At 71.9% G+C, this 23,322-nt stretch carries 20 protein-coding genes; 11 read left to right on the forward strand and 9 right to left on the reverse strand.

Annotated elements, in window-relative coordinates; translation table 11 throughout:
* Positions 1-5: 5 nt before the first annotated feature.
* Positions 6-1,307: a sulfite oxidase gene (locus tag ACNYS0_RS04175; protein ID WP_422471275.1), complete on the reverse strand. Its 1,302-nt coding sequence runs from the start codon at positions 1,305-1,307 to the stop codon at positions 6-8.
* Positions 1,308-1,652: 345 nt separating this feature from the next.
* Positions 1,653-2,222: a TetR/AcrR family transcriptional regulator gene (locus tag ACNYS0_RS04180; RefSeq protein WP_422471276.1), complete on the reverse strand. Its 570-nt coding sequence runs from the start codon at positions 2,220-2,222 to the stop codon at positions 1,653-1,655.
* 105 nt (positions 2,223-2,327) lie between these two features.
* Between ACNYS0_RS04180 and ACNYS0_RS04185 the strand changes: the two genes are divergently transcribed.
* Positions 2,328-3,734, forward strand: coding sequence for an MFS transporter (locus ACNYS0_RS04185; protein ID WP_422471277.1), 1,407 nt, complete (start codon positions 2,328-2,330; stop codon positions 3,732-3,734).
* A gap of 575 nt (positions 3,735-4,309) precedes the next feature.
* Positions 4,310-4,936, forward strand: a complete 627-nt coding sequence (locus tag ACNYS0_RS04190) for a hypothetical protein (protein WP_422471278.1) — start codon at positions 4,310-4,312, stop codon at positions 4,934-4,936.
* A 37-nt stretch (positions 4,937-4,973) separates the two neighbouring features.
* Here ACNYS0_RS04190 and ACNYS0_RS04195 read toward each other — a convergent pair whose 3' ends face one another.
* Positions 4,974-6,977: a glycoside hydrolase family 3 protein gene (locus tag ACNYS0_RS04195; RefSeq protein WP_422471279.1), complete on the reverse strand. Its 2,004-nt coding sequence runs from the start codon at positions 6,975-6,977 to the stop codon at positions 4,974-4,976.
* 278 nt (positions 6,978-7,255) lie between these two features.
* On the opposite strand from ACNYS0_RS04195, the gene ACNYS0_RS04200 reads away from it, so the two are divergent.
* Positions 7,256-7,774 (forward strand): DUF4232 domain-containing protein, encoded by a 519-nt coding sequence (locus tag ACNYS0_RS04200; protein WP_422471280.1) that lies wholly within the window; start codon positions 7,256-7,258, stop codon positions 7,772-7,774.
* 159 nt (positions 7,775-7,933) lie between these two features.
* Positions 7,934-9,478 carry an FMN-binding glutamate synthase family protein gene (locus tag ACNYS0_RS04205; protein ID WP_422471281.1) on the forward strand — a complete coding sequence of 515 codons (1,545 nt, stop codon included), beginning with the start codon at positions 7,934-7,936 and terminating at the stop codon, positions 9,476-9,478.
* Between the two features lie 63 nt (positions 9,479-9,541).
* Here the strand turns inward: ACNYS0_RS04205 and ACNYS0_RS04210 are convergent, their stop codons facing one another.
* From ACNYS0_RS04210 to ACNYS0_RS04220, 3 genes are all read right to left on the reverse strand, one after another.
* Positions 9,542-10,759, reverse strand: a complete 1,218-nt coding sequence (locus ACNYS0_RS04210) for an alpha-hydroxy acid oxidase (RefSeq protein WP_422471282.1) — start codon at positions 10,757-10,759, stop codon at positions 9,542-9,544.
* Between the two features lie 102 nt (positions 10,760-10,861).
* Positions 10,862-11,560: a GAF and ANTAR domain-containing protein gene (locus ACNYS0_RS04215; protein ID WP_422471283.1), complete on the reverse strand. Its 699-nt coding sequence runs from the start codon at positions 11,558-11,560 to the stop codon at positions 10,862-10,864.
* A 76-nt stretch (positions 11,561-11,636) separates the two neighbouring features.
* Positions 11,637-12,395: an ANTAR domain-containing protein gene (locus ACNYS0_RS04220; RefSeq protein WP_422471284.1), complete on the reverse strand. Its 759-nt coding sequence runs from the start codon at positions 12,393-12,395 to the stop codon at positions 11,637-11,639.
* A gap of 248 nt (positions 12,396-12,643) precedes the next feature.
* Here ACNYS0_RS04220 and ACNYS0_RS04225 point away from each other — a divergent pair, with 248 nt between their 5' ends.
* Positions 12,644-13,978, forward strand: a complete 1,335-nt coding sequence (locus ACNYS0_RS04225; RefSeq protein ID WP_422471285.1) for an NAD-dependent succinate-semialdehyde dehydrogenase — start codon at positions 12,644-12,646, stop codon at positions 13,976-13,978.
* Between the two features lie 189 nt (positions 13,979-14,167).
* On the opposite strand, the gene ACNYS0_RS04230 is transcribed toward ACNYS0_RS04225, so the two are convergent.
* Complete coding sequence (locus ACNYS0_RS04230) at positions 14,168-15,175, reverse strand: asparaginase (protein ID WP_422471286.1); 1,008 nt, start codon at positions 15,173-15,175, stop codon at positions 14,168-14,170.
* 244 nt (positions 15,176-15,419) lie between these two features.
* Between ACNYS0_RS04230 and ACNYS0_RS04235 the strand changes: the two genes are divergently transcribed.
* The 3 genes from ACNYS0_RS04235 to nhaC all read left to right on the forward strand — a co-directional run bounded on the left by ACNYS0_RS04235 (position 15,420) and on the right by nhaC (position 18,854).
* Complete coding sequence (locus ACNYS0_RS04235) at positions 15,420-16,136, forward strand: GntR family transcriptional regulator (RefSeq protein WP_422471287.1); 717 nt, start codon at positions 15,420-15,422, stop codon at positions 16,134-16,136.
* Positions 16,133-17,257, forward strand: a complete 1,125-nt coding sequence (locus ACNYS0_RS04240; protein WP_422471288.1) for a DmpA family aminopeptidase — start codon at positions 16,133-16,135, stop codon at positions 17,255-17,257. The genes ACNYS0_RS04235 and ACNYS0_RS04240 overlap by 4 nt, the downstream gene beginning before the upstream one ends.
* Positions 17,258-17,363: 106 nt before the next feature.
* Complete coding sequence (gene nhaC, locus ACNYS0_RS04245) at positions 17,364-18,854, forward strand: Na+/H+ antiporter NhaC (RefSeq protein WP_422471289.1); 1,491 nt, start codon at positions 17,364-17,366, stop codon at positions 18,852-18,854.
* Positions 18,855-18,877: 23 nt separating this feature from the next.
* Here the strand turns inward: nhaC and ACNYS0_RS04250 are convergent, their stop codons facing one another.
* On the reverse strand, positions 18,878-19,321 hold the full coding sequence (locus tag ACNYS0_RS04250) for an anthrone oxygenase family protein (RefSeq protein WP_422471290.1): 444 nt from the start codon (positions 19,319-19,321) through the stop codon (positions 18,878-18,880).
* Between the two features lie 94 nt (positions 19,322-19,415).
* Between ACNYS0_RS04250 and ACNYS0_RS04255 the strand changes: the two genes are divergently transcribed.
* Positions 19,416-19,994, forward strand: coding sequence for a TetR/AcrR family transcriptional regulator (locus tag ACNYS0_RS04255; protein WP_422471291.1), 579 nt, complete (start codon positions 19,416-19,418; stop codon positions 19,992-19,994).
* 151 nt (positions 19,995-20,145) lie between these two features.
* Complete coding sequence (locus ACNYS0_RS04260; protein WP_422471292.1) at positions 20,146-20,949, forward strand: IclR family transcriptional regulator; 804 nt, start codon at positions 20,146-20,148, stop codon at positions 20,947-20,949.
* A 4-nt stretch (positions 20,950-20,953) separates the two neighbouring features.
* Here the strand turns inward: ACNYS0_RS04260 and ACNYS0_RS04265 are convergent, their stop codons facing one another.
* Positions 20,954-22,159 (reverse strand): cytochrome P450, encoded by a 1,206-nt coding sequence (locus tag ACNYS0_RS04265; protein ID WP_422471293.1) that lies wholly within the window; start codon positions 22,157-22,159, stop codon positions 20,954-20,956.
* Positions 22,160-22,365: 206 nt separating this feature from the next.
* Here ACNYS0_RS04265 and ACNYS0_RS04270 point away from each other — a divergent pair, with 206 nt between their 5' ends.
* Positions 22,366-23,319: a PDR/VanB family oxidoreductase gene (locus ACNYS0_RS04270; protein WP_422471294.1), complete on the forward strand. Its 954-nt coding sequence runs from the start codon at positions 22,366-22,368 to the stop codon at positions 23,317-23,319.
* The last annotated feature ends 3 nt before the right edge of the window (positions 23,320-23,322 follow it).

The raw sequence follows: 23,322 nt of genomic DNA on the forward strand, positions 1-23,322 counted from the left end.
CGTCCTCACACCACCGTCACCGGGTGCCGCACCACCGCGTCGAAGAGGTATCCCTGCGTGTTGGGCACCGCCACGTCCGGCTGGCTGCGGCCGGTGGTGTCGGTGGCTCGGGCCAGGACCTGGGTGGCCCCGGAGGTGTCGGGCCTCCAGGGCACGGACCAGCGGGTCCAGGTGTCGGCGCGGGGCCGGTCGTGCAGCCGGGCCGGACGCCAGCTCGCCCCGCCGTCGGTGCTGACGTCGACCCGCGCGACGGCGCCCGCGCCCGACCAGGACCGGCCGTGCAGCACCTGCTCCTCTCCCACGGGGAACCGGGCGCCGCTCGCCAGCTCGAAGGCGCTCTTGAGCGTCTGCCGGGTCAGCGGCGCGCTGCCCTCCTCCGGGTGGCCGGGGCCGAACAGCCGGTAGAAGGTGGTGTTCCACGGCGAGAACAGCGGCTCCGCGGACACCTCGATGTCACCGACCCACTTGATCGACGCGATCCCCACCCACGAGGGCACCAGCACCCGCACCGGATACCCGTGGTCGTACGGCAGCGGCTCGCCGTTCATCTCGTACGCGAGCAGGACGTCGTCCAGGGCCTTCGCCAGCGGCAGCGGACGGCGCACCCGGCCGAGGTTCTCCCCGTCGCTGACGTACTCGGCATCCAGGCCGCGCGGCTGTACGTCGACGGCGTGGGACGAAAGACCCGCCTTCCGCAGTACGTCGCCCAGACGCACCCCACGCCATCGCGCGACGCCGACCGCGCCCAGCGTCCACGCGGTGCCGCTCACCGTCTCGCCCTGTTGGGACGTGTAGTAGCTGCGCCCGTTCCCGGCGCACTCGACGAACGCGGTCCGGGTGACGGCGGGCAGCGCGCGCAGATCGTCGTAGCCGAACTCCACCGGCCTGCCCTCGACGCGCGCGCCCCGCAGCCCGCTCCCCCACAGCCGGAGCCGCCACTCCTGTGCGTCCAGGACGGGGGTGGCGGTGTGATTGCGCACGAAGAACAGCTCGTTGGGGGTGTGAAGGCCGGTCCCGCGCAGGGCCTCCCAGCGGGTCTCGGCGTTGGTGCCACGCTGGATGAACCACTCGGGCGGCAGCGGTTTGACGATGGTCGCGTCGGCGGCGCGGGCCGCTCGCGGCGCGGGCAGCGCGGTGGCGGCGGCAGTGGCGGCGAGCAGGGTGAGCAGTTTCCTGCGGCTGACTCCGTCGGCACGGGCGTCCCCCGCGAGCCACTGGCGCAGTCTGCGGCGGTCGTAGGCGGTTTCGTCGAGGCGGAGCGCGGGGCGGGGCTCCGAGCGGGGTGGGGGCACGGCGGATGCGGGCATGGCGGGTCCTCATGATCAGCGGGAGGGGACGCGGGGGCGCGCACGACGCCCGACGGCCGGGCGTTCGCGCGCTCAACAGGGCCCAGGTACAGGGCGGTTCGGCGTCGATCCGAGAAAGCGGGTGATCAGGCGGGGAACCGACACAGTGCGGCAGCGACGCGGACGAGATCCACGGTGCGGCGACGCGTCAAAGGCTCCAGCGGTGACATGGCGCGATGCAAGCATGCGGGGCGCGAGGGTGTCAACGGCGCCCCCTGGCAAGCTGGTTGGCGCGACTCACTCCCAATGGCCTCATTCGCGGCAGCGGCGACGGCCCGGCGGTTCGGCCGCCCGCCTGCCCGGCCGTCAGCCGAGCAGGCGGTCGACCAGGCCGTCCACGTACTCCGGGGTGAGCGGGCCCGCGCCGAACAGGACCCGGATGTACATCGGGGACATGACGTGGTCGAGGACGTCCAACGCGTCGAGGGACCGCTCCCCCCGCTCGCGCGCCCGGTCGAGCATGACCTGCAACTGCCGGGCCCGTTCGGCGAGGAAGTCGTCGCGCAGGCGCAGCCCCTCGGGTCCCGAGCCGGACAGGGCGACGGCCAGTCGGAGCACGGCCAGGCCCTCGGGTCCGGAGATCTCGCGGGCCACGGCGGCGGCGTAGGTGTGCAGGTCGCCGGCCAGGTCCCCGGTGTCGGGCATCGGTGACCGCGCGTTGAGCCGGGCCAGTGTCACATCGGTGAGCAGCTCTTCGAGGCTGCCCCAGCGGCGGTAGACGGTGGTGTCGGCGACTCCCGCTCGGGCCGCGACCTCGCTGACGGTGAATCCTCCGTAGCCGCGTTCGCCCACCAGGTCGGTGACGGCCTGATGTACCGCAGCGCCGACGCGGGCACTGCGCCCGCCGGGCCGTCGGGTGCGCTGTTGCTCGTCCATGCCCCCCACCTTAACGCAGCCAGCCCTTGCGTTTGTGCGCCCGACTGCTCTATGGTCCCGCTTAACGCAGTGGAGAGCTGCGTTAAGTGGGAGTGAGGGGATCAGATGCTCGTAGTGACCTGCCTGGGGCAGTTCATGGTGCTGCTCGACAACACGATCGTCGGCGCGGCGCTGCCCGACATGCAGCATCGCCTGGGCGCGGGAATGACCGGCCTGCAATGGATCGTCGACGCCTACGTCCTGCTGGTCGCCATGCTGCTGCTGTCCGGCGGCGTCTTCGCCGACCGCTTCGGCCGCAAGCGCGTGTACCTCAGCGGTGTCGTGGTGTTCACCGCCGCGTCCGTGCTGTGCAGCATCGCCCCCTCGGTCGGCTGGCTGGTGGCCGGGCGCGTATTGCAGGGAGTCGGTGCCGCGGCCCTGAGCCCCGCCTCGCTCGCGCTCCTGGTGGCCGCGTATCCCGCCCCGCGGGAACGGGTCAGGGCGATCGGGCTGTGGGCAGGACTGAGCGGCATCGGCCTGGCCGTCGGGCCCGTGGCCGGAGGCGCGCTGACCCAGGCGTTCGGCTGGCCCGCGATCTTCCTGGTCAATGTGCCGATCGGCCTGATCCTGCTGGTGGCGGGCCGGCGCGTCCTGAAGGAATCCCGCAACCCGGGCGCCCCCGCCCTCGACGTCCCGGGCACGGTCCTGTCCGTCCTCGGGGTCGGCACCCTGGCCTACGCCCTGATCGAGGGCGGCGCGCGCGGCTGGACCTCACCGGTGATCCTCGGCGGCTTCGCCGCGGCGGCCGTCCTGCTCGGCGCGTTCGTGGCCGTGGAGCGGCGCCACCCGGCACCGATGCTGCCGCTGGGCCTGTTCCGTCAGCGGCTGTTCACCGTCTCCAACTCCGCCATGGTCGTGGTCGGTTTCGCGCTCATGGGCTCGACGTTCTTCTTCTCGCAGTTCTTCGTGTACGTGCAGGGCAGCTCGATCATGCGGGCGGGACTTCAGACCCTGCCCGCCACGCTCGCCATGGTCGTCGTCAGTCCCTTCGCGGGACGGCTCGCCGCCAAGTACGGCTACCGGTCCGTCGTCACCGGCGGCCTGGCGCTTGCCGGACTCGGGCTCCTCGCGCTGGGCGGGGTGCACGCCGACACCGGTTACGCGAACGTGTGGTGGCGGCTCGCCACGGTCGGCGTCGGCTTCGCCCTGACCATGTCCCCGCTGACCGGCGCCGCGATCCAGGCGGTCGACCCGCGGGAGGGCGGCCTCGCCTCGGGCGTCAGCAGCACCACGCGGCAGATCGGCGCAGTGCTCGGTGTGGCGGTGCTCGGGGCGGTGGTCCGCGCCCGGCAGTCCGGCGGCGCCTCCTTCGAGGCCGGCCTGGACAGTGCTTTCGTGGTGGCCGGGGCCGTCACGCTGGCCGCCGCGGTGTGCACCGGCCTGTGGCTGGCGAAGTCCCGCCCGACGCCCGCACCCGCGACCGCACCCGCGCCGCAGCAACAGCCCGACCTCAGCGCGCCGCGCACTCCGTGAACCGCCGTCAGGCGCCCCGACCGCACCGAGGGACGTGGACGGTGGGGGCGCATGCGGGAACACATATCCGGGCATCGGCGTAGTGGCGGCACCGCCGGACAGCACCTCCGACGGGACGCCGCCAGGCGTGGGGGAGGGAAGCTCCCCTTCCCTCCCCCACGCGGTGCCCTGCACGGGGCGGAGAGTGCGGGAGGCCGCTCCGCTCAGCACGTGACAGGGCTGAGCTGGAGCCGCCCATGGTCGGCGACGCGGCCCCAGCGGCCCAGGGTTTGCACAGTGGAAGCCCGGGGGCAGGGGGCCGTGGCGGCGCATCGGCGACCGCTGCTACCGAACGTACAACCGTTACCCAGAGTCCGTCAGGCCGTCCGCAAGACAACCTCGCGTTCGGCCTCGGCCACGCCGGTGCTCGGCTGGATGGTGGTCGGGCCCCGACCTGCGGATGAGGCCGCGATCGTCGGCGGCCGTGGCCCCCTTAGAGTGAGCGGATGGTCGGCCGGGGTGTGGATACAGGGGGGATTCGAGTGGCGCTGCCTGCTCATGCGATCGAGGTCGGGTCCGAGCCACTGGATCAACCGATGCGGAACTCCGTGGGCGGCTGGCCGTTCCTGGACGACACGCAGGAGTGGCCCTCATGTTTCTGCGGGCAGCGGCTGTCCCTGTTCTTCCAGTTCGACGTGCCTGCGGACCTGGGGCCTTTCGGTGGGGACCACCTGCTGGTCTTCCACTGCCGTGCGCACAACGACGCGTCCGAACCCGAATGCGCCGGCGACCGCCTCGTGCCCGAGTACTGGAATGCCCCACAGCTGCCGTACCCGGGCCCGTTCTGGCGGATCCTGCTCCAGCGCAACGCGGCGCTTCCGGCCGGGGAGCCCGAACCGTCGGTGTGCGCGCGGCCGTTGACGCTTCGTCCCTTCGAGGACACGGCCAACTCGCGCGGCCTCGGGGCCCAGACGTTCAAGGTGGGCGGCAGCCCCTCTTGGGCGCAGGACCCCGAGTACTACACGTGCGCGTGCGGCGCCGATCTGGAGTACCTCTGCCAGGTGCCCGAAGGGATGGAATTCGCTGTCCGTCCGGGCCAACCGGAGCAGCCGTACAGCGTTCGAGACGACACCTACGGGTTGTTCCTCGGCAACGAGGTCTACCTGCTGGCATGCCCGGCCCACTGCGACCCTGCAGCGGTCTGGCCGGTGAACCAGAACTGAGTCACCCAGGGCGGCGGACCCTTGCCCCTTCAGCCCATCAACGCCCCATCGAGGGGCGGTAGTTCAGGCCGAACCCCCTCTCGTACAGCGGGTGCGCCGTGTCATCGGGTACGTCACCCTGCTGCGCCTCCACGTCCTCCTGCGATGACGGCAGCTCGAAGGGAAGCCTGCCGTTCGGGCCGCGCTCGCCGAAGACCGCGTCGAGGAGGACCGGGTCGGAGACGCCGAAGTTGGCCAGGACCGCGTCGGCGGTGCGGGCGACGTTCGTCAGGATCAGTGGGCGGTCCAGCATGGGGACGGCGACCGTCGGGGTGCCGGTGGCCGCGGCCTTGCGCAGGGCCTGGTACGCGGGGTCGGAGTCGGGGAAGTCCAGGCCCGTGAGGTCGGATCCCGCTCTGGGGTCCGCGAGCCGGACCACCGCCAGGTCGGCGTCGGCCGGGTCGTCCACCACGCGCAGGCCGCGCGCCTTCGCCGCGTCGGCGGAGACCCCGTGCAGGTAGACGCTGCGGACCCGGTCGCTGCGCGCGGGCAGGGTTCGACGGCTGTTCTTCAGCAGGGTGAGCGAGTCGGACTGCGCCTTGTCGCCCACGGCCTGGAATCCGGCGTTGCCGACCAGGCGACCGGCCGCCTCCTCGTCCACATACGGGTTCTCGAACAGGCCGAGGCGGAACTTCTGCTCCAGCACGCGCCGGGCCGCCTCGTCCACCCGCCGCTCGGTGACGAGGTTCTGGCGCACGGCCTGGACCACGTAGGACGGTTGGTCGCTGCCGCCGATCTGGTCGACGCCCGCGTTCAGGGTGAGCGCCGTGCGCTGGAGGACGGACCGGTCCTCCACGCCCCAGGGCATGCCGACGCCCCACGGTCCGACGAAGGACGCCGGGGGCCGGGTGTCGCGGCACTGCTGCGGGCAGTCTCCGGTGATGCCCCAGTCCGAGACGATGACACCGTCGAACTTGTAGGTGCCTCGCAACAGGTCCTTCAGGAGGTACGAGTTGAAGCCCGCGCCCACCTGGTCCAGCTCGTGCCCCTTGTACGTGAGGTCCTTGAGGATGGAGTACGTGGGCATGATGCCGGAGGTGCGCGCGGCGAACGCGCCCTTGAACGGCGTGATGTGGTCCGCGAAGTTCTTGCCGGGGAATGTGGCGTAGCGGCCGTAGTAGTAGTGGCTGTCGTAGCCGTTCGCCTGGGCGCCGTAGCCCACCCAGTGCTTGGTGACGGTGGCCGCGCTGTCCGGGCCGAGGCCTCGGGAGCCGTGCTGCATTCCCTTGACGTAGGCGTTCACCTGGCGGCCCGCGGCGTCCGGGTCCGAGCCGAAGGTGCCGTTGATGCGGGTCCAACGGGGCTCGGTGGCGATGTCGGCCTGCGGCGAGAGGCCTTCGGTGATGCCTACGGCGCGGTACTCGCGGCGGACGATGTCGCCCAGCTTCTCGGTGAGCCGCGGATCGTGGGCGGCGGCCATGCCGATGGCGTCGGGCATGGCCGTGGTGCCGGCACCCGCGACGGTCTGGCCCTCGACGACGGCGAAGCCGTTGCGCGGGTCGGTGGAGATCACGGCCGGGATGCCGAGGCGTTGCTTCTCGGCGATCGCCTGCACGCCGTTGTTGGCCGCGGCGACCTTCTGCGGCGACTTCGACAGGCGGGTGATGGCGGTGGTGACGTGGCGCTCGCCAACGAGTCGGGCCGTCCCCGCGGCGTCGTAGCCGTCGCCCGAGGTGGGGAGCGTGCCGTGGACGAGGAGCCCGGCCTTCTCCTCCAGGGTCATCCGGGACAGCAGGTCACGGGCGCGTGCGGTGGCACTCAGGCGCCAGTCCTCGTACAGGGTGAGGCGGCCGTCGCGGTCCAAGTCGCGGAAGCGGATGCCGTCCTTGGCCAGGATCGGTGCGTCGCGCGACTCCAAGCGGGGTGCGGCGGACGGTTTTCCGTGTGCACCGGCCGGTGCGCTGAGCATGCCCGGCTGGGCGATGAGGGCGGCGACGGTGGTGACTGCGGCCCCGACGGCCACTCTTCGACGGCCGCCCGTGCGGTGATTACGTGAACGCATGCGTTCCTCTCCATCGAGGTCCACTTGAGCGCTTGCCATGCCTCCTACAGCCACGTCGCCGTCCGGCGGATGGGCAGCGCGGAGGGTCACGCCTTCATGCTGTGAAGCGAAACATCACCTGAGCGCCTTCAAAGTAGGTTGCGGGTTCAAGCAATACAAGAGCTGTGACAGCGAAAGCGCTCCGCACCCGACCGGTACATCCGGCCCCGCCGGTGGGAGGGATGGGAGGAACCCGGCGCACCGGACACCGGGCAGACACAGAAACGGAGCACCCCCGCGTGCGTACGACCACTGGGAAGCTCGCCGTCACCGCCACCGCCACCGTCCTGGCCGCCGCACTGGGAGGCGGCCTCGCACAGGCCTCGGCGCCCGCGGCCACGTCACCAGAGGGGCCGATGCCCTCCTCCTGCCGCCCCGCCAACCACACCGCCCGCATCACCCAGGACGCCTCGTCGTCCGGGCACAGCCACTACCGCGTCACACTGACCGCCGCGCCGGGGTACGAGCCGTGCACGCTGGCCGGTTCGCCCGTCGACGTCCAGTTCTCCCACCACGGCGTGCCGATCGGCCTCCCCGCCGCCGGGTACGGCGAGCAGAGCGTTCGGGTGCTGTTCGGTCCCGGCCACCCGGCCCACTTCGACATCCAGGTCCCCGACCACCTTCCGAGCCTCCCCGCGGACGAGGCCACCTTCACACTCTCCGCCCCGGGGGGCCGGATCCCGGGCGAGTCCGCCGCATCCGGGAGGCTCCGGGTCAGCGAGGGCACGGTCGTGGGTCCTGTCAAGGCCGGCGCCTGACGCCCCGCCCCTGCCCACCCCTCCCCCCGACCTCTACGATCAGGTGGCGTTTCGCCGTCGGGCGCCCGGGAGTTGCCGGTCGTGTTCGGTGGCGGGCGCCCGCGTTGCCCGCCGTGCGGTGGTGACGTCGGGTATCGGGCAGTCGAGGAGAGGAACGTCATGCGTGCTCGGAACATCGGTGCGGCAGCCGCCACCGCGTTGGCGGTGGTCGCCGCCCGCGACCTCGTACAGAAGAAGCACGCACTGCTGCGCAACTTCCCCGTGGTCGGGCACGCCCGGTACCTGCTGGAGACGATCGGCCCCGAGCTGCGCCAGTACATCGTGACGTCCAACGACGAGGAGCGGCCGTTCAGCCGCGACCAGCGCAGCTGGATCTACGCGTCGTCGAAGGAGGAGAACAACTACTTCGGGTTCGGCACCGACAACGACGTCGAGCACGTGCAGGGACACGCGTACGTCAAGCAGCGCACGTTCGCCGGGGTCCTCCCCGATCTGCACGACCCGCAGGCCCCGATTCCCTCCGCCAAGATCCTCGGCGGGCCGCGCGGGCGCGCCAAGGCGTTCCGGCCCGCGAGCATCGTCAACATCTCGGCGATGAGCTTCGGTTCGTTGTCCGGCGCGGCGATCACGGCGCTCAACAAGGGCGCGCAGCTGGCCGGCACGATGCACAACACCGGTGAGGGCGGCCTCTCCTCGTACCACCGCAGCGGCGGCGATCTCGTCCTCCAGATCGGCACGTCGTACTTCGGCTGCCGCGACGAGGACGGCACGTTCAACCTCGACAAGCTGAAGGCCGTCGTCGAGAGCGCGCCCGTGAAGGCGCTGGAGATCAAGCTCTCGCAGGGCGCCAAGCCGGGGCTCGGCGGCATGCTGCCGGGCGCGAAGGTCACCCCGGAGATCGCCGAGATCCGCGGCATCCCCGTCGGCAAGGACTGCGCATCGCCCTCGCGGCACACCGCGTTCCACGACGTCGACTCGATGCTCGACTTCGTGGAGCTGCTCGCCACCGAGACCGGACTACCGGTCGGCATCAAGAGCGCCGTCGGCGACATGAGTTTCTGGGAGGAGCTGGCCACGCTGATGGCGCGCGGTGACCGCGGCGTCGACTTCGTGACCATCGACGGCGGCGAGGGCGGCACCGGCGCCGCTCCCCTGATCTTCAGCGACTCGGTGTCCGTGCCGTTCCGGATGGGCTTCTCGCGTGTCTACAGCACGTTCGCCGAGCGGGGCCTGACCGACCAGCTGACGTTCATCGGCTCCGGCAAGCTCGGCCTGCCCGAGAACGCCACGGTCGCCTTCGCCCTGGGCGTCGACATGATCAACGTGGCCCGCGAGGCGATGCTGTCCATAGGGTGCATCCAGGCGCAGAAGTGCCACACCGACAAGTGCCCCACCGGCATCGCCACCCAGGACCCGTGGCTGGCGCGCGGCGTGGACGCGCCCTCGAAGGCGACCCGCGCCGCCATGTATCTGCGCACGCTGCGCAAGGAGTTGCTGAAGGTGTCGGGAGCGGTCGGCGTCGCCCACCCCTCGCTCATCACACCCCATGACATCGACATCATGAACGGCGACTACGAGGCCCGCACCCTGGGGAGCGTCTACGGCTACAAGGACGGCTGGGGCGAACTCGGCAAGGACCTCGCCGAGGAGATCACCGAACTCCTCACCGCGCGGCCGGAGCCGCAGCCCAAGCCGGCGGTCTGAGGTCGCCCCGTACGAGGGCGACCGGCGGACGACGGCGCCGGTCACCCTCGGCGGGCACCCGCATCAGCCCGTGTGCGACGTGCGCAGGAGATGCGGTCCGAGGTCGGCGATCGTCGCCGCCCCGATGAGCTGCATGGTCACCTCGATCTCCCTGGCGAGCAGCTCGACGGCCCGCGACACACCTTCGCGGCCGCCGGCCATCAGCCCGTAGAGGTACGCGCGTCCGACGAGGGTGAAGTCGGCCCCCGCGCAGAGGGCCGCGACGATGTCGGCGCCGGACATGATGCCGGAGTCGAGGATGATCTCCACGTCCTCGCCGGCCTCGGCCCGCACCTCGGGCAGGGCGTGCAACGAGACGGGTGCGCGGTCGAGTTGGCGTCCGCCGTGGTTGGAGACGACGAGCCCGTCGGCGCCCGCGTCGAGCGAGCGGCGCGTGTCCTCCGCGGTGAGGACACCCTTGACGAACAGCTTCCCCGGCCACTGGGACCTGATCCACTCCAGGTCCTCGATCGACAGGGTCGGGTCGAACATCGAGTTGATGAGCGACGGCAGGTCCTGGCTGGTCCCGGAGAGCGAGGCGAAGCTCAGCGGGTCGGTGGTGAGGAAGTTGAACCACCACTCGGGCCGGTAGGAGGCGTCGAGCACGGTCTTGAGGGTGAGCCTCGGCGGGATCACCATGCCGTTGCGGGTGTCACGCAGCCGCTGCCCCGCGACCGGTGTGTCCACGGTGACCAGGAGTGTGTCGAAGCCGCTCGCCGTGGCCCGCTTCAGGAGGTCGAGCGACTTCTCGCGGTCCTTCCAGAGGTAGAGCTGGAACCAGCGGCGCGCGTCCGGCGCCGCGGCGGCGACCTGTTCGAGCGAGCGGGTGCCCATGGTGGACAGGGAGAACGGGATGCCCGCCGCGGCGGCCGCACTCGCTCCGGCGTCCTCCCCTTCGGCGTGCATGAAGCGCGTGAACCCGGTCGGCGCGATCCCGAAGGGCAGCCGGGACGACGCCCCCGCGATCTCCGTGCTCAGGTCGACCTTCGCGGTCCCGTGCAGGATCCGCGGCAGCAGCACGACGTCGTCGAACGCCCTGCGCGCCCGACGCACCGTCAACTCGCGTTGCGCCGCGCCGTCCACGTAGTCGAACGCCGGGCGGGGCGTGCGGCGCCTGGCTATCGACCGCAGGTCCCATACGTCGGCGGCCTTGCCGAGCCGGGCGGCGCGCCGGTCGGGGTTGAAGCCGTCGAACTTCAGCAGCGGGCGCAGCTCGGAGATCTGGGGCAGTCGGTGTTTCATGGTGTCTCCCGCGGTGCGTGACGGATGCGGCCCGGTGGGGGCCGTGACGACGAACGATGGCTCGTCGACGGCAAATTACAGGTCCATGATCCGTTGCCCGTTTCAGGGAGACGGTATGTCCAGGCCCGCCTGGTGGTGGACGACGTCGTGCGCGACCTCGTGGAGCGGGCGGTTGTGCGTGAAGGCATAGGCGCGCAGCCGGATGAGGGCCTGGTCGAGGGGGACACCGAGGCGGACGGTCAGGGCACCGGTCGCCTGGTGGACGACGGCCCGGTGCAGGGACAGCGGCTGGTCGGACTCCATGTCGTGGATGCCTTCGGGGGTGGTGAGGATCGCCACGGCGCCCTCGGCGAGGGCGAGGAACTGGCGCATCTGCGGGCGGGTGAGCGGGCCGGGGGCGGTGCGGTGGCCGGTCAGGGCGCCGAGCCGGGTGGCCCCCAGGTTCAGCGCCACGGCGTGCACGGCACGCAGCGGGACGGAGCGGGCTGCGGGCAGCAGGGCCGGCCACCGCTCCTCGGGCACGGTGTGCAGATCGGGGACGAGCACGGGCTCACCGGTGCGCACGGTGTCATGGGTGGGCCCCTCGCCGAGGGTGAACTCGAGGTCCTCGAAGGCGACTCCGGCGGTGTGCTCCGGGTCGTACCAGACCAGTTCGAGGCCGGATTTGTTGAGCAGGCACAGGGTGAGGCCGTCGAGGCCGAGCGCGTGCGCGCAAGCGGCAGGGGCGAGCGCGCTCAGGCCGTGGCCGGAGTGGGCGGCGGCGGCCAGGAGGGCAGGGATGTCGGTGGGGTCTGCGGACACCGGGTGAGCGCTCCTTGGCTGTGGGTGGTGGGACGCCGGTGGCGTGAGCCGCAGGACACGTCGGCGGCGGAGTCGTTCAAAGACGCTGCTGTCGCTCCGGGGGCGGTGCGAACTCGTCGGTCGTGATGTCGCCCTCGACCACGCGCCGGCACAGTTGGGTCAGCGGCGTCCGTCGGCTGCGGGCGTGGGCCCGCAGCCGCTCGAAGGCGGAATCGGGGGTGATGCCGAGTCGTGCCCCCAGGGCGCCCTTGGCCTGTTCGATGGCGATACGACTGTTGAGCGCGGTCTGTAGCTGGCCGACCCGCTCCACCTGATCCTGGGAGATGCGGTGGTGCAGGATGCCGATGGTCGCCGCGTCCGCCAGGGACTGGCCCAGGCGCAGGGCCGCCGGGTGGAGGGCGTCGCGCCCGTCGTGGAACATGTTGACCGCGCCGATCACCTCGTCGCGCAGCCGCAGCGGCAGCGCGGCCACCGTCGTGAATCCGAAGCTGCGGGCGGCCTTGGTGAACCGTGGCCAGCGCTCCGCGGCGGCGGGCAGCGTCAGGTCCACCGGGCCCACCTGCTCGTGCCCCAGGCAGCACTCCTTGCACGGGCCCTCGTCGAACTCGACCTGTGCCTCTTCGAGTTGGTGGGCGGTGTGCGTGGACGCGGTGACGTCGACCAGCCGGTCCTGGGCGTCGACCATGACGACTCCGATCGCCGTCACATCCAGCAACTCGCGCATGTGGTCGGTCAGTACGTGCAGGAAGTCCATCAGGTAGAAGCCGTCCCGGAGGGTGTCGGCCAGCTCCAGGAACGCCCGCGCAAGCCGCTCGTCCCGCTCCCACTGCGCCATCACGCAGCCTCCTTCCGCCCCGGTTCCCGGTCGGCCCGGCCGACCGTCGCGGCCCCGCCAGTGTCCCGCACGGCCCCGCCGGCGGGAACCGGATCGATGGATTTCGGGACATGGCCCGCGGGCGACTCCGGTCGACCGCCTCGGCCCGGCCCGCCCCGGCGCCGTAGGGTTCTTCCCGTGGGCTTCGCGGCACGTCAGGACCGCGGAACCGACCTCGTTCCTTGCTCCTTCGCACTTCTGGAGATCCGATGTACGCAGTCACCGACCCGGCCACCGGCGAGATCGTCGAGACCTACCCCACCGCCACCGACGCCGAGGTGACCGCGGCCGTCGACGCCGCGCACCAGGCCGCGGCGTGGGGTCGCACCAGCTCCGTGGCCGACCGCGCCGCGCTGCTGCGCCGCCTCGGTGACCTGCACGCCGAGCACCGTACCGAGCTGGCCGACAGCATCGTGCGGGAGATGGGCAAGCCGCGTGAGGAGGCCGAGGGCGAGGTCGACTTCTGCGTGGACATCTACCACTACTACGCCGACCACGCCGAGGAGTTCCTCGCCGACGAGACGCTGAACGTCACCTCCGGACCCGGCCGGGCGGTGCTGCGCCGCAGCCCGGTCGGCGCCCTCCTCGGCATCATGCCGTGGAACTTCCCCGCCTACCAGGTCGCCCGGTTCGCCGCCCCGAACCTCGCCATCGGCAACACGATCGTCCTCAAGCACGCCCCGCAGTGCCCGGCCACGGCGGCGCTGCTGGAGAAGCTGTTCCTCGAGGCGGGCTTCCCGACCGGTGCGTACGTCAACGTCTACGCCACCAACGAGCAGATCGCGGACGTCATCGCCGACCCGCGCATCCAGGGGGTCTCGCTCACCGGCTCGGAGCGGGCCGGTGCGGCGGTCGCCGAGATCGCCGGGCGCAACCTGAAGAAGGTCGTCCTCGAACTCGGCGGCTCGGACCCCTTCGTCGTGCTGTCCACCGACGACCTCGACGCGGTGGTGGAGTCCGCGGTCGCCGCCCGCCTCGACAACACCGGCCAGGCCTGCAACGCGGCCAAGCGGTTCATCGTCGTCGACGGTCTGTACGACGCGTTCGTGGAGAAGTTCACGGCCCGGCTCCTCGCCGAGCAGACCGGCGCCCCGCTGTCGTCCGTGACCGCGGCCGACACCCTGGAGCGCCAGGTCGCCGCGGCCGTCGCCGAGGGCGCCACGCTGCACTCCGAGGGCAAGCGCGACGGCGCCCACTACCCGGCCGGCGTGCTCACCGGCCTGACCACCGAGCACGCCACGGCCCGCCAGGAGCTTTTCGGCCCCGTCGCCATGGTCTTCAAGGCCGCCGACGAGGACGACGCCCTGCGGATCGCCAACGACACCCCGTACGGCCTCGGTTCGTACGTCTTCACGAACGACCCCGCCCAGGCCGAGCGGGTCGCGCACGGCATCGAGGCCGGCATGGTCTTCGTCAACGGCGTCGGCGCCGAAGGCGCGGAGCTCTCCTTCGGCGGCGTCAAGCGCTCCGGCTTCGGCCGCGAGCTGGGCCGTCCGGGCATCGAGGAGTTCGTGAACAAGAAGCTCATCCGCACCGTCAAGTAGCCGTCGGAACGGGCGTAGAGCCACGCGGAGGACGGTGGCGTCGGCCGGTCGGTTCCGGACGACGCCACCGGTGGAGGGCCGCGGGACGAGCGACGGGTTCAAGCGGCGAGCTGGTGGCCACGCTCACCCGGCGCGCCTACCGCGGGCCGGCCGCGGAGCTGCGACGGCCCACACTGTGGCACGCGCAGGTCACGCCCCCGGCGCGACGGCGGCGAGCGCGGGCGACGGCCGGACCGCTCCCACGGGTTCGCCGTGGCCGAGGACGGGTGCCTCGCTCAGCGCCGCCAGCCGCGGGTCGGCGTCCACGTCGACTCCGAGGTGGCGCAGCGCGGCGGCCATCACCACGGGACGCGGCCGCTGGGCACCGTCCGCGATCTTGAGGGCGACGGCGGAGCCGTCCGGGCGGGCGAGGGCGTAGACGCCTTCCGCCCCGTCCTTGGCCACGACGCCGGGGAGCGCCCGCATGAGGGTGGTGACGTCGCGTCCCGTGCCACCCACGTACTCGGGGTGGGTGTTCATCGCGGTGGCCACCCGCCGCTCGTGGGTGCCTTCGGCCGCGGTCGCGATCCTCGCGAAGGCGCGGGCGAGGCCGGTGAGGGTGAGCGCGAACAGCGGGGCGCCGCAGCCGTCGACGCCGACCGCCGTCGACTTCTCCCCCGCGAGGTCCTCCAGCGCTTCACGCAGCGCGAGTTGCAGGGGGTGGGCGGGGTCGAGGTAGTCGTCGAGGGACCATCCGGCCGCGACGCAGGTGGCGAGCATCGCCGCGTGCTTGCCCGAGCAGTTCATGGTGATGCGACTGGGGCCGAGCCCCGCGGCGAGGTGCGCGGGCTGCGCCTCGGCGCCGATGGGCAGGGCGGCGGTGCACCGCAGGGCGTCCTCGGTCAGCCCCGCTCCCGCGAGGATCCGGCGCACCCCGTCGAGGTGGAAGGCCTCGCCCGAGTGACTGGCGCAGGCGAGCGCGAGGAGTTCACCGTCCAGATCGAGGCCGGCACGGAGCATGCCGACGGCCTGGAGCGGCTTGTTGGACGACCGGGGGTACATGGGGCTGTCGACGGGGCCGGCCGAGAGCACGGTCCCGCCGTCCGCGTCGAGCACGACGACCGACCCGTGGTGCACGGACTCGAGGAAGTCACCGCGCCACACCTCCGCGAGCACGGGCCAGTCGGGCGTGGACTTGCTGGGAGCTGCGGCGGTCATGTGTGTCCTTCGGTGGTCGGTGGTGCGGGGCCGTGGCGGGGCGCCACGATCTTTCAAGTGTCGACAGTTACCAGTTTCAGCGGCAAGTGTCGACAGTTGTCCGCGATGAAAGACACCCACCAAGAAGCCTTGACATCGAGTTCGGGACGACTGTCCACTGACGTCTGTCGACACTTTGGCAGCGCATTCGGCAGCACGTTTCGGCAGATCGCCCTCACCCGCTCGTTGTCCTTCGGAGGTTCCCGTGACCGGACTGGTCCACCGTCGCCTGGCCGGTCAGGTGGCAGAGATGCTGCGTGAGCAGATCCTCACCGGCGTACTGCCGTCCGGCTCCCGCCTCAACGAGGTGGAGATCGCCCGCGATCTGGGCATCAGCCGCAGCCCGCTGCGCGAGGCCATCGGCCAGCTGGTGAGCGACGGGCTGCTCGTGCACGTGCCCAACAAGGGCGCCGCCGTCTTCACGGCGGGCCCGGAGGACGTGGCGGCCCTGTTCGAGCTGCGCTCGGCGCTCGAGTGCCGGGCGGCGCGCCTGGCCGCGCTGCGCAGGCAGCCCAAGGAGGTGACACGGCTGCGCAAGGTGTGCGAACGCTCCCGCAAAGCGCGCGAGACGGGACGCAAGCTCCCCTACAACCTGGATCTGGAGTTCCACCGCTCGCTGATGGAGGCCGCGCACAGCCCGCGCATCGCCGAGCAGGTGTGGCTGGTGCAGCAGCAGGTCATCGTGCTGCGCAGCGGACTGGTGTCACGGCCCGCGCACACGGAGGCCTCGCTGAGCGACCACGAGGCGATGGCCGAGGCGGTCGCCGACGGCGACGCCGATCTCGCCGCGAGCCTGATGGAGGCCCATCTCGGCCTGGTGGAGACCGAGTTGCTGCACTCCGGGCAGCCGGACACGCGGCACACCGGCCACGGCGAGGTGGCCACGCCCGCGCGCCGCGTCGGCCGGGCGGAGGCGAAGTGACATCCCGGCCCCGCCCTCGCGCCCTGGGCATCGCCCCGGGCACGCTGCCGCCCGGCCCGGCGAACTCTCTGACCGACGTACGGGGCGTCCGCGTGGGTCACCTCACTCTCCACCACGACGACGGGACGCAGCCGGCGCGGACGGGTGTGACCGTCGTGGTCCCCGCCACCGACTCCGTGTTCCGCCACAAACCGGCAGCGGGCCTGGAGGTCGTCAACGGATTCGGCAAGGCCGCCGGGCTCAGCCAGATCGACGAACTCGGCGTGCTGGAAACGCCCTTGGCGCTGACGAACACGCTCGGCGTCGGGTCGGCCTTCGAGGGGCTTGCCCGGCACGCACTCCAGGGCCACCCGGAGATCGGCGTCTCGACCGGCACCGTCAACCCGGTGGTCCTCGAGTGCAACGACGGCTGGCTCAACGACATCCGAGGGCTTCTCGTCCGCCCGGGCCATGTCCTGGACGCGCTGGCCTCGGCGTCCGAGGGGCCCGTCGCCGAAGGGGCCGTCGGGGCGGGCACCGGCATGGTGTCCTTCGGGTGGAAGGCGGGCATCGGCTCCAGTTCCCGGATCGTCGACGCAGGTGACGGCAGTCGCTTCACCGTGGGTGTCCTCGTGCTCGCCAACTTCGGTCGGGCGGCGGACCTGACGGTGCTCGGCGCCCCGGTCGGCCGGCACCTCACGCCTGAAAGCGCGGCGGAGCAGGCCGAGTTCGCCCGCGGCGCGGGATCCTGTGTCGTTTTGATCGCCACGGACGCACCGGCGGACGCCCGCCAACTGCGGCGCATCGCCAAGCGCGGCTCCGTCGGCCTGGCCCGCACCGGCGGCATCATCCAGCACGGCAGCGGCGAGTACGCCCTGGCCTGGTCCACGACGCACCGCACGCCCCACGTCCCGTCGGGGCCGGTTCGCACCTCACCGGCCCTGGCCGAGGACGGCCCCCTCATGGACCTGATGTTCCGGGCCGTCGCCGAGGCCACGGAGGAAGCCGTCCTGGGCTCGCTGTTCGCCGCCCACGCCGTGACCGGCGTCCGGGGCCACCACGCACCCGCGCTGCCCACGGACCGGGTGGCCGAACTGGCCGGTACGGCCCGGCCGCCGGCGCCGCCGGAGCCCTCGGCGTAGCGCGCCCCTCCCCGAACCACACACCACACACCACACACCCACCGGTCGTCGGCATGCCCGACGGCCCGGTTCGACCTGCCCTCACCCCTCCCGGAAAGAGCGAACCATGCCCGAAACCGCTCCGGTCGCGGCTCCACGCCGGACACCCACCTTCCTCCAGGCCCTGGCCCCGATCGCCGTGATGATCGCGCTGCTGGTGGTCGGCACGGTCTGGCTCGGCCTCGATCCCGTGATCCTGCTCATCGTCGCCTCCAGCTTCGCCGGGGTGTACGCGCTGTGGTTCGGCCTGTCCTGGGAGCAGATGCTCACCGGCATCCGCCGCAAGATCGACTCGACGATGCCCGCGCTCCTGATCCTGATCTCGATCGGCATGCTCACCGGCACCTGGATGATCAGCGGAACGATCCCGATGGTCGTGGACTTCGGCCTCCGGGTGATCGAACCCCATTGGATACTCCCGGTGTCGTTCCTGGTCACCGTGGTCGTCTCCACACTCACCGGAACGTCGTGGGGCTCGGTCGGCACGGTCGGTGTCGCGCTCATCAGCGTGGCGGGCGGCCTCGGTGCCTCGCTGCCCATGACGGCGGGGGCGATCGTCGCGGGCGCCTACTTCGGCGACAAGATGTCGCCGCTGTCGGACACCACCAACCTCGCACCGGTCGTCGCGGGCGCCAACCTCTTCGAACACATCCGCCACCTGCTGTACACCACGGTGCCCGCCGCGGTCGTGTCACTGGTCGCCTACTTCTTCCTCGGCCTGACCATGCACACGGGCTCGGCTGAGGGCTCGGGCAAGCAGACGGAGGAGCTTCTCGGTTTCCTGGGCCGGGCGTTCACGTTCAGCCCGCTGCTCCTGCTGCCGCCCCTGGTGGTCCTGGTGGGTGCGGTGCTGCGCAAGCCGCCGCTGCCGACGATCATCCTGTCGTCGATCGTCGCCGCGCTCCTGGGCGGCGTGGTGCAGGGCTTCTCCCTGTCCGAGCTGAGCACCGCCGCGTCCGAGGGCTTCAGCTCCGACATGCTCGCCGCGCACGGCTGGGACCCCCGGACCATCCCGGAGACGGCCCGCACCCTCCTGGACCGCGGCGGACTCTCCTCCATGACGAGCGTCGTCCTCATCGGCCTCGCCGGCTTCGCGTTCGCCGGCATCATCACCGAGGCGGGCTTCATGGACGTCCTCATCGCCCGCCTGCTGCACCGCGTGCGGCGCACCGGAGGCATCGTCCTGGCGACCGTCGGCTCCTCGATCGGCGTGGCCCTGGCCACCGGCACCTCGTACCTGACCATCCTCATCCCCGGCGAGGGCTTCAAGCAGGTCTACGCCGACAAGGGGCTCGCCCCCAAGAACCTCTCCCGCACCCTGGAGGACTCCGGCACGGTGATGGTGCCGCTGATCCCCTGGAGCGAGGCGGCGATGTACATGTCGACGACGCTGGGCGTGGCGACGATCTCGTACGCGCCCTACGCCTTCCTCTGCTACCTCGGCGCGGTGTTCGCGGTGATCTGCGGGTACACCGGCATCGGCATCGCGCGCAGCGCAGCGGGCCCGACGTCCCGCCCTGCGTCCGCGGAGACGGCCGCCGCCACGCCCGTCTCCTGACCCTCCCCGTCGGATGCGCGGGCTCAGGCGAGGGCGGCGACCAGCAGGGCGAAGGCGGCGACGATGACGGCGACCCGGCCGTAGTGCCAGCGGTCCCAGCGGTTCATCTGCTGCTTCCAGTCGGCGGGCGGCTGCTGTTCGGTCCACGTCTTGATCCGGTTGTTGATCGGGACGAGCACCAGGACCGACATGAGCACGCTGACGATCAGCAGCCCGCCGGAGGTGACGACGAGGGCCGTGCCCTGGTCGTGCCGTCCGGCCACGGCCCAGACCCCGACGAGGGCGAGCGAGGTGAAGTACCAGAACGGCATCACGGCGCCGCCGATGCGGGCCCCGTGGACGCGGGCACGCAGGCCCATGTCGCCGGGGAGTGCGTTGAGGATCGGGTTGTTGAGGAGGACGGCGAACTCCACCCCCACCATCACGCCGACGATCACGGTGGTGACGATCTCAAGTGCGTTGAGCATGGTGCCCCTCCCGAGAAATATCTAGCGGCGCTAGATGATGAGGCAACGCTAGCGCTACTGCCGCTCGCTTGTCTAGCGGTGCTAGGGTCGGGCTATGTCGGTACAGGAACGCAAGGAGCGCGAACGCGCCGGCCGCGAGCGCCTCATCGTGGCCACGGCCCGCGAACTCGCCGAGAAGCAGGGCTGGGACGCGGTCACCACCCGCAAGCTGGCCGAGCGCATCGAGTACAGCCAGCCCGTCCTCTACAGCCACTTCCGGGGCAAGCGCGAGATCATCGGCGCCGTCGCCCTCGAAGGCGCGGCCGAGATGGCCGCCGCCGTGCGGGCCGCGGCCTCCGGCGCGAGCGGTCCGCGCGAGCGGGCCGCCGCGCTCGCGCACACCTATCTCGACTTCGCGGCACGCAACCCGGCGGTCTACGACGCCATGTTCCAGCTCGACGGTGGCCTCGCGTTCGCCCAGGAGGACACCCCCGAGCCGCTGAAGGACGCCTTCGCCGCCCTGCTCGAAACCCTCGCGGAAGTCGCCGGCGAGGGCGTCCACCCGGCCCTCTTCACGGAGGTGTTCTGGGCCTGCCTCCACGGCCTCGCGACCCTGTCGAGGGCGGGACGGCTGCCGCCGGAGTACACCGAGCAGCGACTGGAGCTGCTGGTGGACCGGCTCGCCGAACTCTGAGCCCCGGACCGATGGCCCCTCGGCCGCGCGGGCCTGACACACCCGCAGATCAGCGGCCGTCTCTCGCATCGGACGGGTCTCGTGCGGGCGCCAGCGCTGTTCTACTCTGGCCGCGCCGCCGACCGGCGCGCCGGTTCGAGGGGAGAAGGCTTTGTCCACGGCTGTCCCGCACGAATCCGACGAGACACCACCGACCGCGCGGGCCGCGGCCTCCGGTGCCGGTGTGTCGTTCCAGCGCGGGCTGAGCGTGCTCATCAGTGTCGCGGAGTCCGGGGAGACCCGCGTCGAGCAGATCGCGGCCGACGCGGGGATCCCGGTGAGCACGGTGTACCGGTATCTGCGCACGCTGCGGGAGTTCGACCTGGTGGAGGAGCGTTCGGGCACCTACGTTCCCGGGTGGCGGCTCCTGGAGCTCTCGGGCCAGCATCTGACGCACACCCGGCTCGTGGAGCTGGGGCACCCGCTGTTGCAGGAGCTGACGGACGCCACCGGAGAGACGGCCGTGCTGACCGTGCGGGTCGGGTCGCAGGCGATGTGTCTGCGCCAGACCCAGTCGCCGCACGCGATCCGCATGGCGTTCCGGATCAACCAGTTGCTGCCGCTGTACGCGGGCGCCGGTCAGCGCATCCTGCTGGCGCACGCGCCCCGCCCGGTGATCGAGCGGGTGCTGTGCCGGCCGATGCGTACGATCACCGCGCACACCCCCGACCGCGAGCGCCTGGCGCGGGAGATGGAGCGCATCCGCACCAGCGGCTTCCTGATCTCGCAGGGCGAGCTGAACGAGGGGGCGGTCGCCGTCGCGGTGCCGGTGACCGCGACGGGCGAGGTGGTGTGCGCGCTGACCGTGGCGGGGCCCGAATCACGGTGCGGTCCCGGCTGGCGGCGGCAGGCCCGCGACCGCCTTCAGGCGGCGAGCAGCCGCCTGTCGGAGATCCTGGAGTACGGGCCCGGGTGAGCCCTCACGCCGGAGTGATCCGTACCGGCAGATGCTTCCAGCCACGCAGTGTGTTGTGCAGGAACGGCACCGGGTCACCGGCGGGCTCCACCGTCCTTGTCCGGCGGGCCAGTTCGCCGATCAGCACCTCCGCCTCGAGCCGCGACACGGGCTGGCCCACGCACTGGTGGATGCCGAAGCCGAACGCCAGGTGCCCGGAGGCGTCCCGCTCGACGCGGTAGCTGTCGGCGTCGTCGCCGAAGCGGCGCGGGTCGCGGTTGGCGGCCCCGGTGAACAGGGCGACCTTGCTGTCCTCGGGGATGCGCACGCCGTGGAAGTCGATCTCGCGCGCGGTGGTGCGGAAGAAGGACTGGAACGGCGACTCGTGGCGCAGTGCCTCGTCCACGGCGAACCGGGTGAGCTTCGGGTTCGCGTGGAGCAGCGCCCACTGGTCGGGGTGGGCGGACAGGCACCTCATGGTGTTGCCGAGGGTGAGCACCGTGGTGTCCAGCCCCGCCGACAGCAGCGCGCGCACCAGGCGGGTCGCCTCGTCACCGGTGATGACACCGTGGTCGGCGTACTCCCAGATCTTCGCGCCGAGCCCGTCGGGGGTCAGGTTCTCGCGGGCGCAGTTCTCCATGACCCAGTCGACGGTGTGCTCGCCCGCGGCGAAGTACGCGGCGTAGCGGGCGTCCTCGGGGCCGAAGGCCGAGAAGTTCATGGCGCCGTGCGGGAGCAGGTTCTCGGCGCGGCCCGCGCGGGGGATGCCGACGGCGTTGCCGAAGACCTCGATGGGGAACAGTTCCGCCATCTCGGTCACCGCGTCGAACTCGCGCTTGTCGAGGAGTTCGTCGACGAGCCGATCGGCGTAGGCCTGGAACGCGGTGCGCAGCGCGCGCACGTTGCGCGGGGAGATGACCCCGGACATGGCGGTGCGCAGCGGGGTGTGCGTCGGCGGGTCGGAGTCCAGGATGCCGGCCGGCCTCCACGGCGGCTCCTGATGGTAGTTGCGCGGTCCGACCCCGGCGCCCGAGAGGAACGTCCCGTGGTCGGTGAGGATCTCCCGGCACTGCTCGTAGCGTGTGAAGGCGTGCACGCCGTAGCGCTCCAGCCACACCGCGGGGCCCGCGTCGCGCATCCGCGTGAAGAGCGGGTACGGGTCGGTGAGGCGGGCGTCGTCGTAGGGGTCGTCGGCGAGGTGTGCGACGGGGGTGTCGGCCGGGGCGGACATCTGGCCTCCTTGGGTACGGCGGGGTGGGCCGGGCGGGACCGGCATCCGCAACGTAGACCGGTGGGCAGCCGGCCGGACACGGGCGTTATCACCTGCTGAGAACGGCCGTTGCCGCCGTGCGCACGCTTTTTCGACGATGCGGCGGGGCGCGGAACGCTGCGCCGTCGGACGAGACGAGCCGGCCAGGACGACATGGAGGGTGCAGCATGCCTACGCAGGACTACCTGACGGTGACCGTGAAGGAGACACGCTCCGAGGCGGTGGGGGTGCGCTCCCTGGTGCTCGCCGCGCGCGAGGGCGGGGCGCTGCCCGCGTGGACGCCCGGCGCGCACATCGATGTCGTCCTGTCCCGGGATCTGGTCCGGCAGTACTCGCTGTCCGCCGGGCCCGAGGAGCCGGGGTGGCGCATCGCCGTGCTGCGGGAGCCCGACGGCCGGGGCGGTTCCGCGTATCTGCACGACCGCGTCGAGGCGGGCGACACCCTGCTGGTGAGCGCGCCCCGCAACCATTTCGCCCTGGACCTCGACGCACCACGGCTGGTGTTCGTCGCGGGCGGCATCGGCATCACCCCGGTCCTGCCGATGCTCGCGGCGGCCGAACGCGCGGGCCTGGAGTGGCAGTTGCTCTATCTCGGCCGCAGCGCGGAGAGCATGGCGTTCACCGGAGAGCTGGCCCGGTACGGCGACCGGGTCCGCCTGCACCGCGATGACGTCTCGGGCGTCGCGGACCTGTCGGCCGAGCTGGACGGCCTGGGCGCGGCGCGGGCCCATGTGTACGCGTGCGGCCCGGCCGGGCTGCTCGCCGCGGTGCGGGAGTACACCGACGCGCACCCCGGGGCGCGACTGACACTCGAACGCTTCACCGCGGCGCCGGAGGACCACGCACGGGACGAGGACCGGCCGTTCACGGTGGAGACCGCCGACGGACAGGAGATCCCGGTGGCCGCCGGGGAGTCCGTCGTCGACGCCCTGACGCGGGCCGGGGTGCGCACGCTCACCTCGTGCCGGGAGGGTGTGTGCGGGACGTGCGAGACACCCGTGCTCGAAGGCACTCCGGACCACCGCGACCAGCTCCTGAGCGAGGAGGAGCGGGCCGCGGGGGACGTCATGATGATCTGCGTGTCGCGGTGCCGGGGGGATCGCCTGGTCCTCGACGTGTGAGGA

The sequence above is a fragment of the Streptomyces anthophorae genome (assembly GCF_049310305.1).
In the GTDB taxonomy this organism is placed as follows: domain Bacteria; phylum Actinomycetota; class Actinomycetes; order Streptomycetales; family Streptomycetaceae; genus Streptomyces.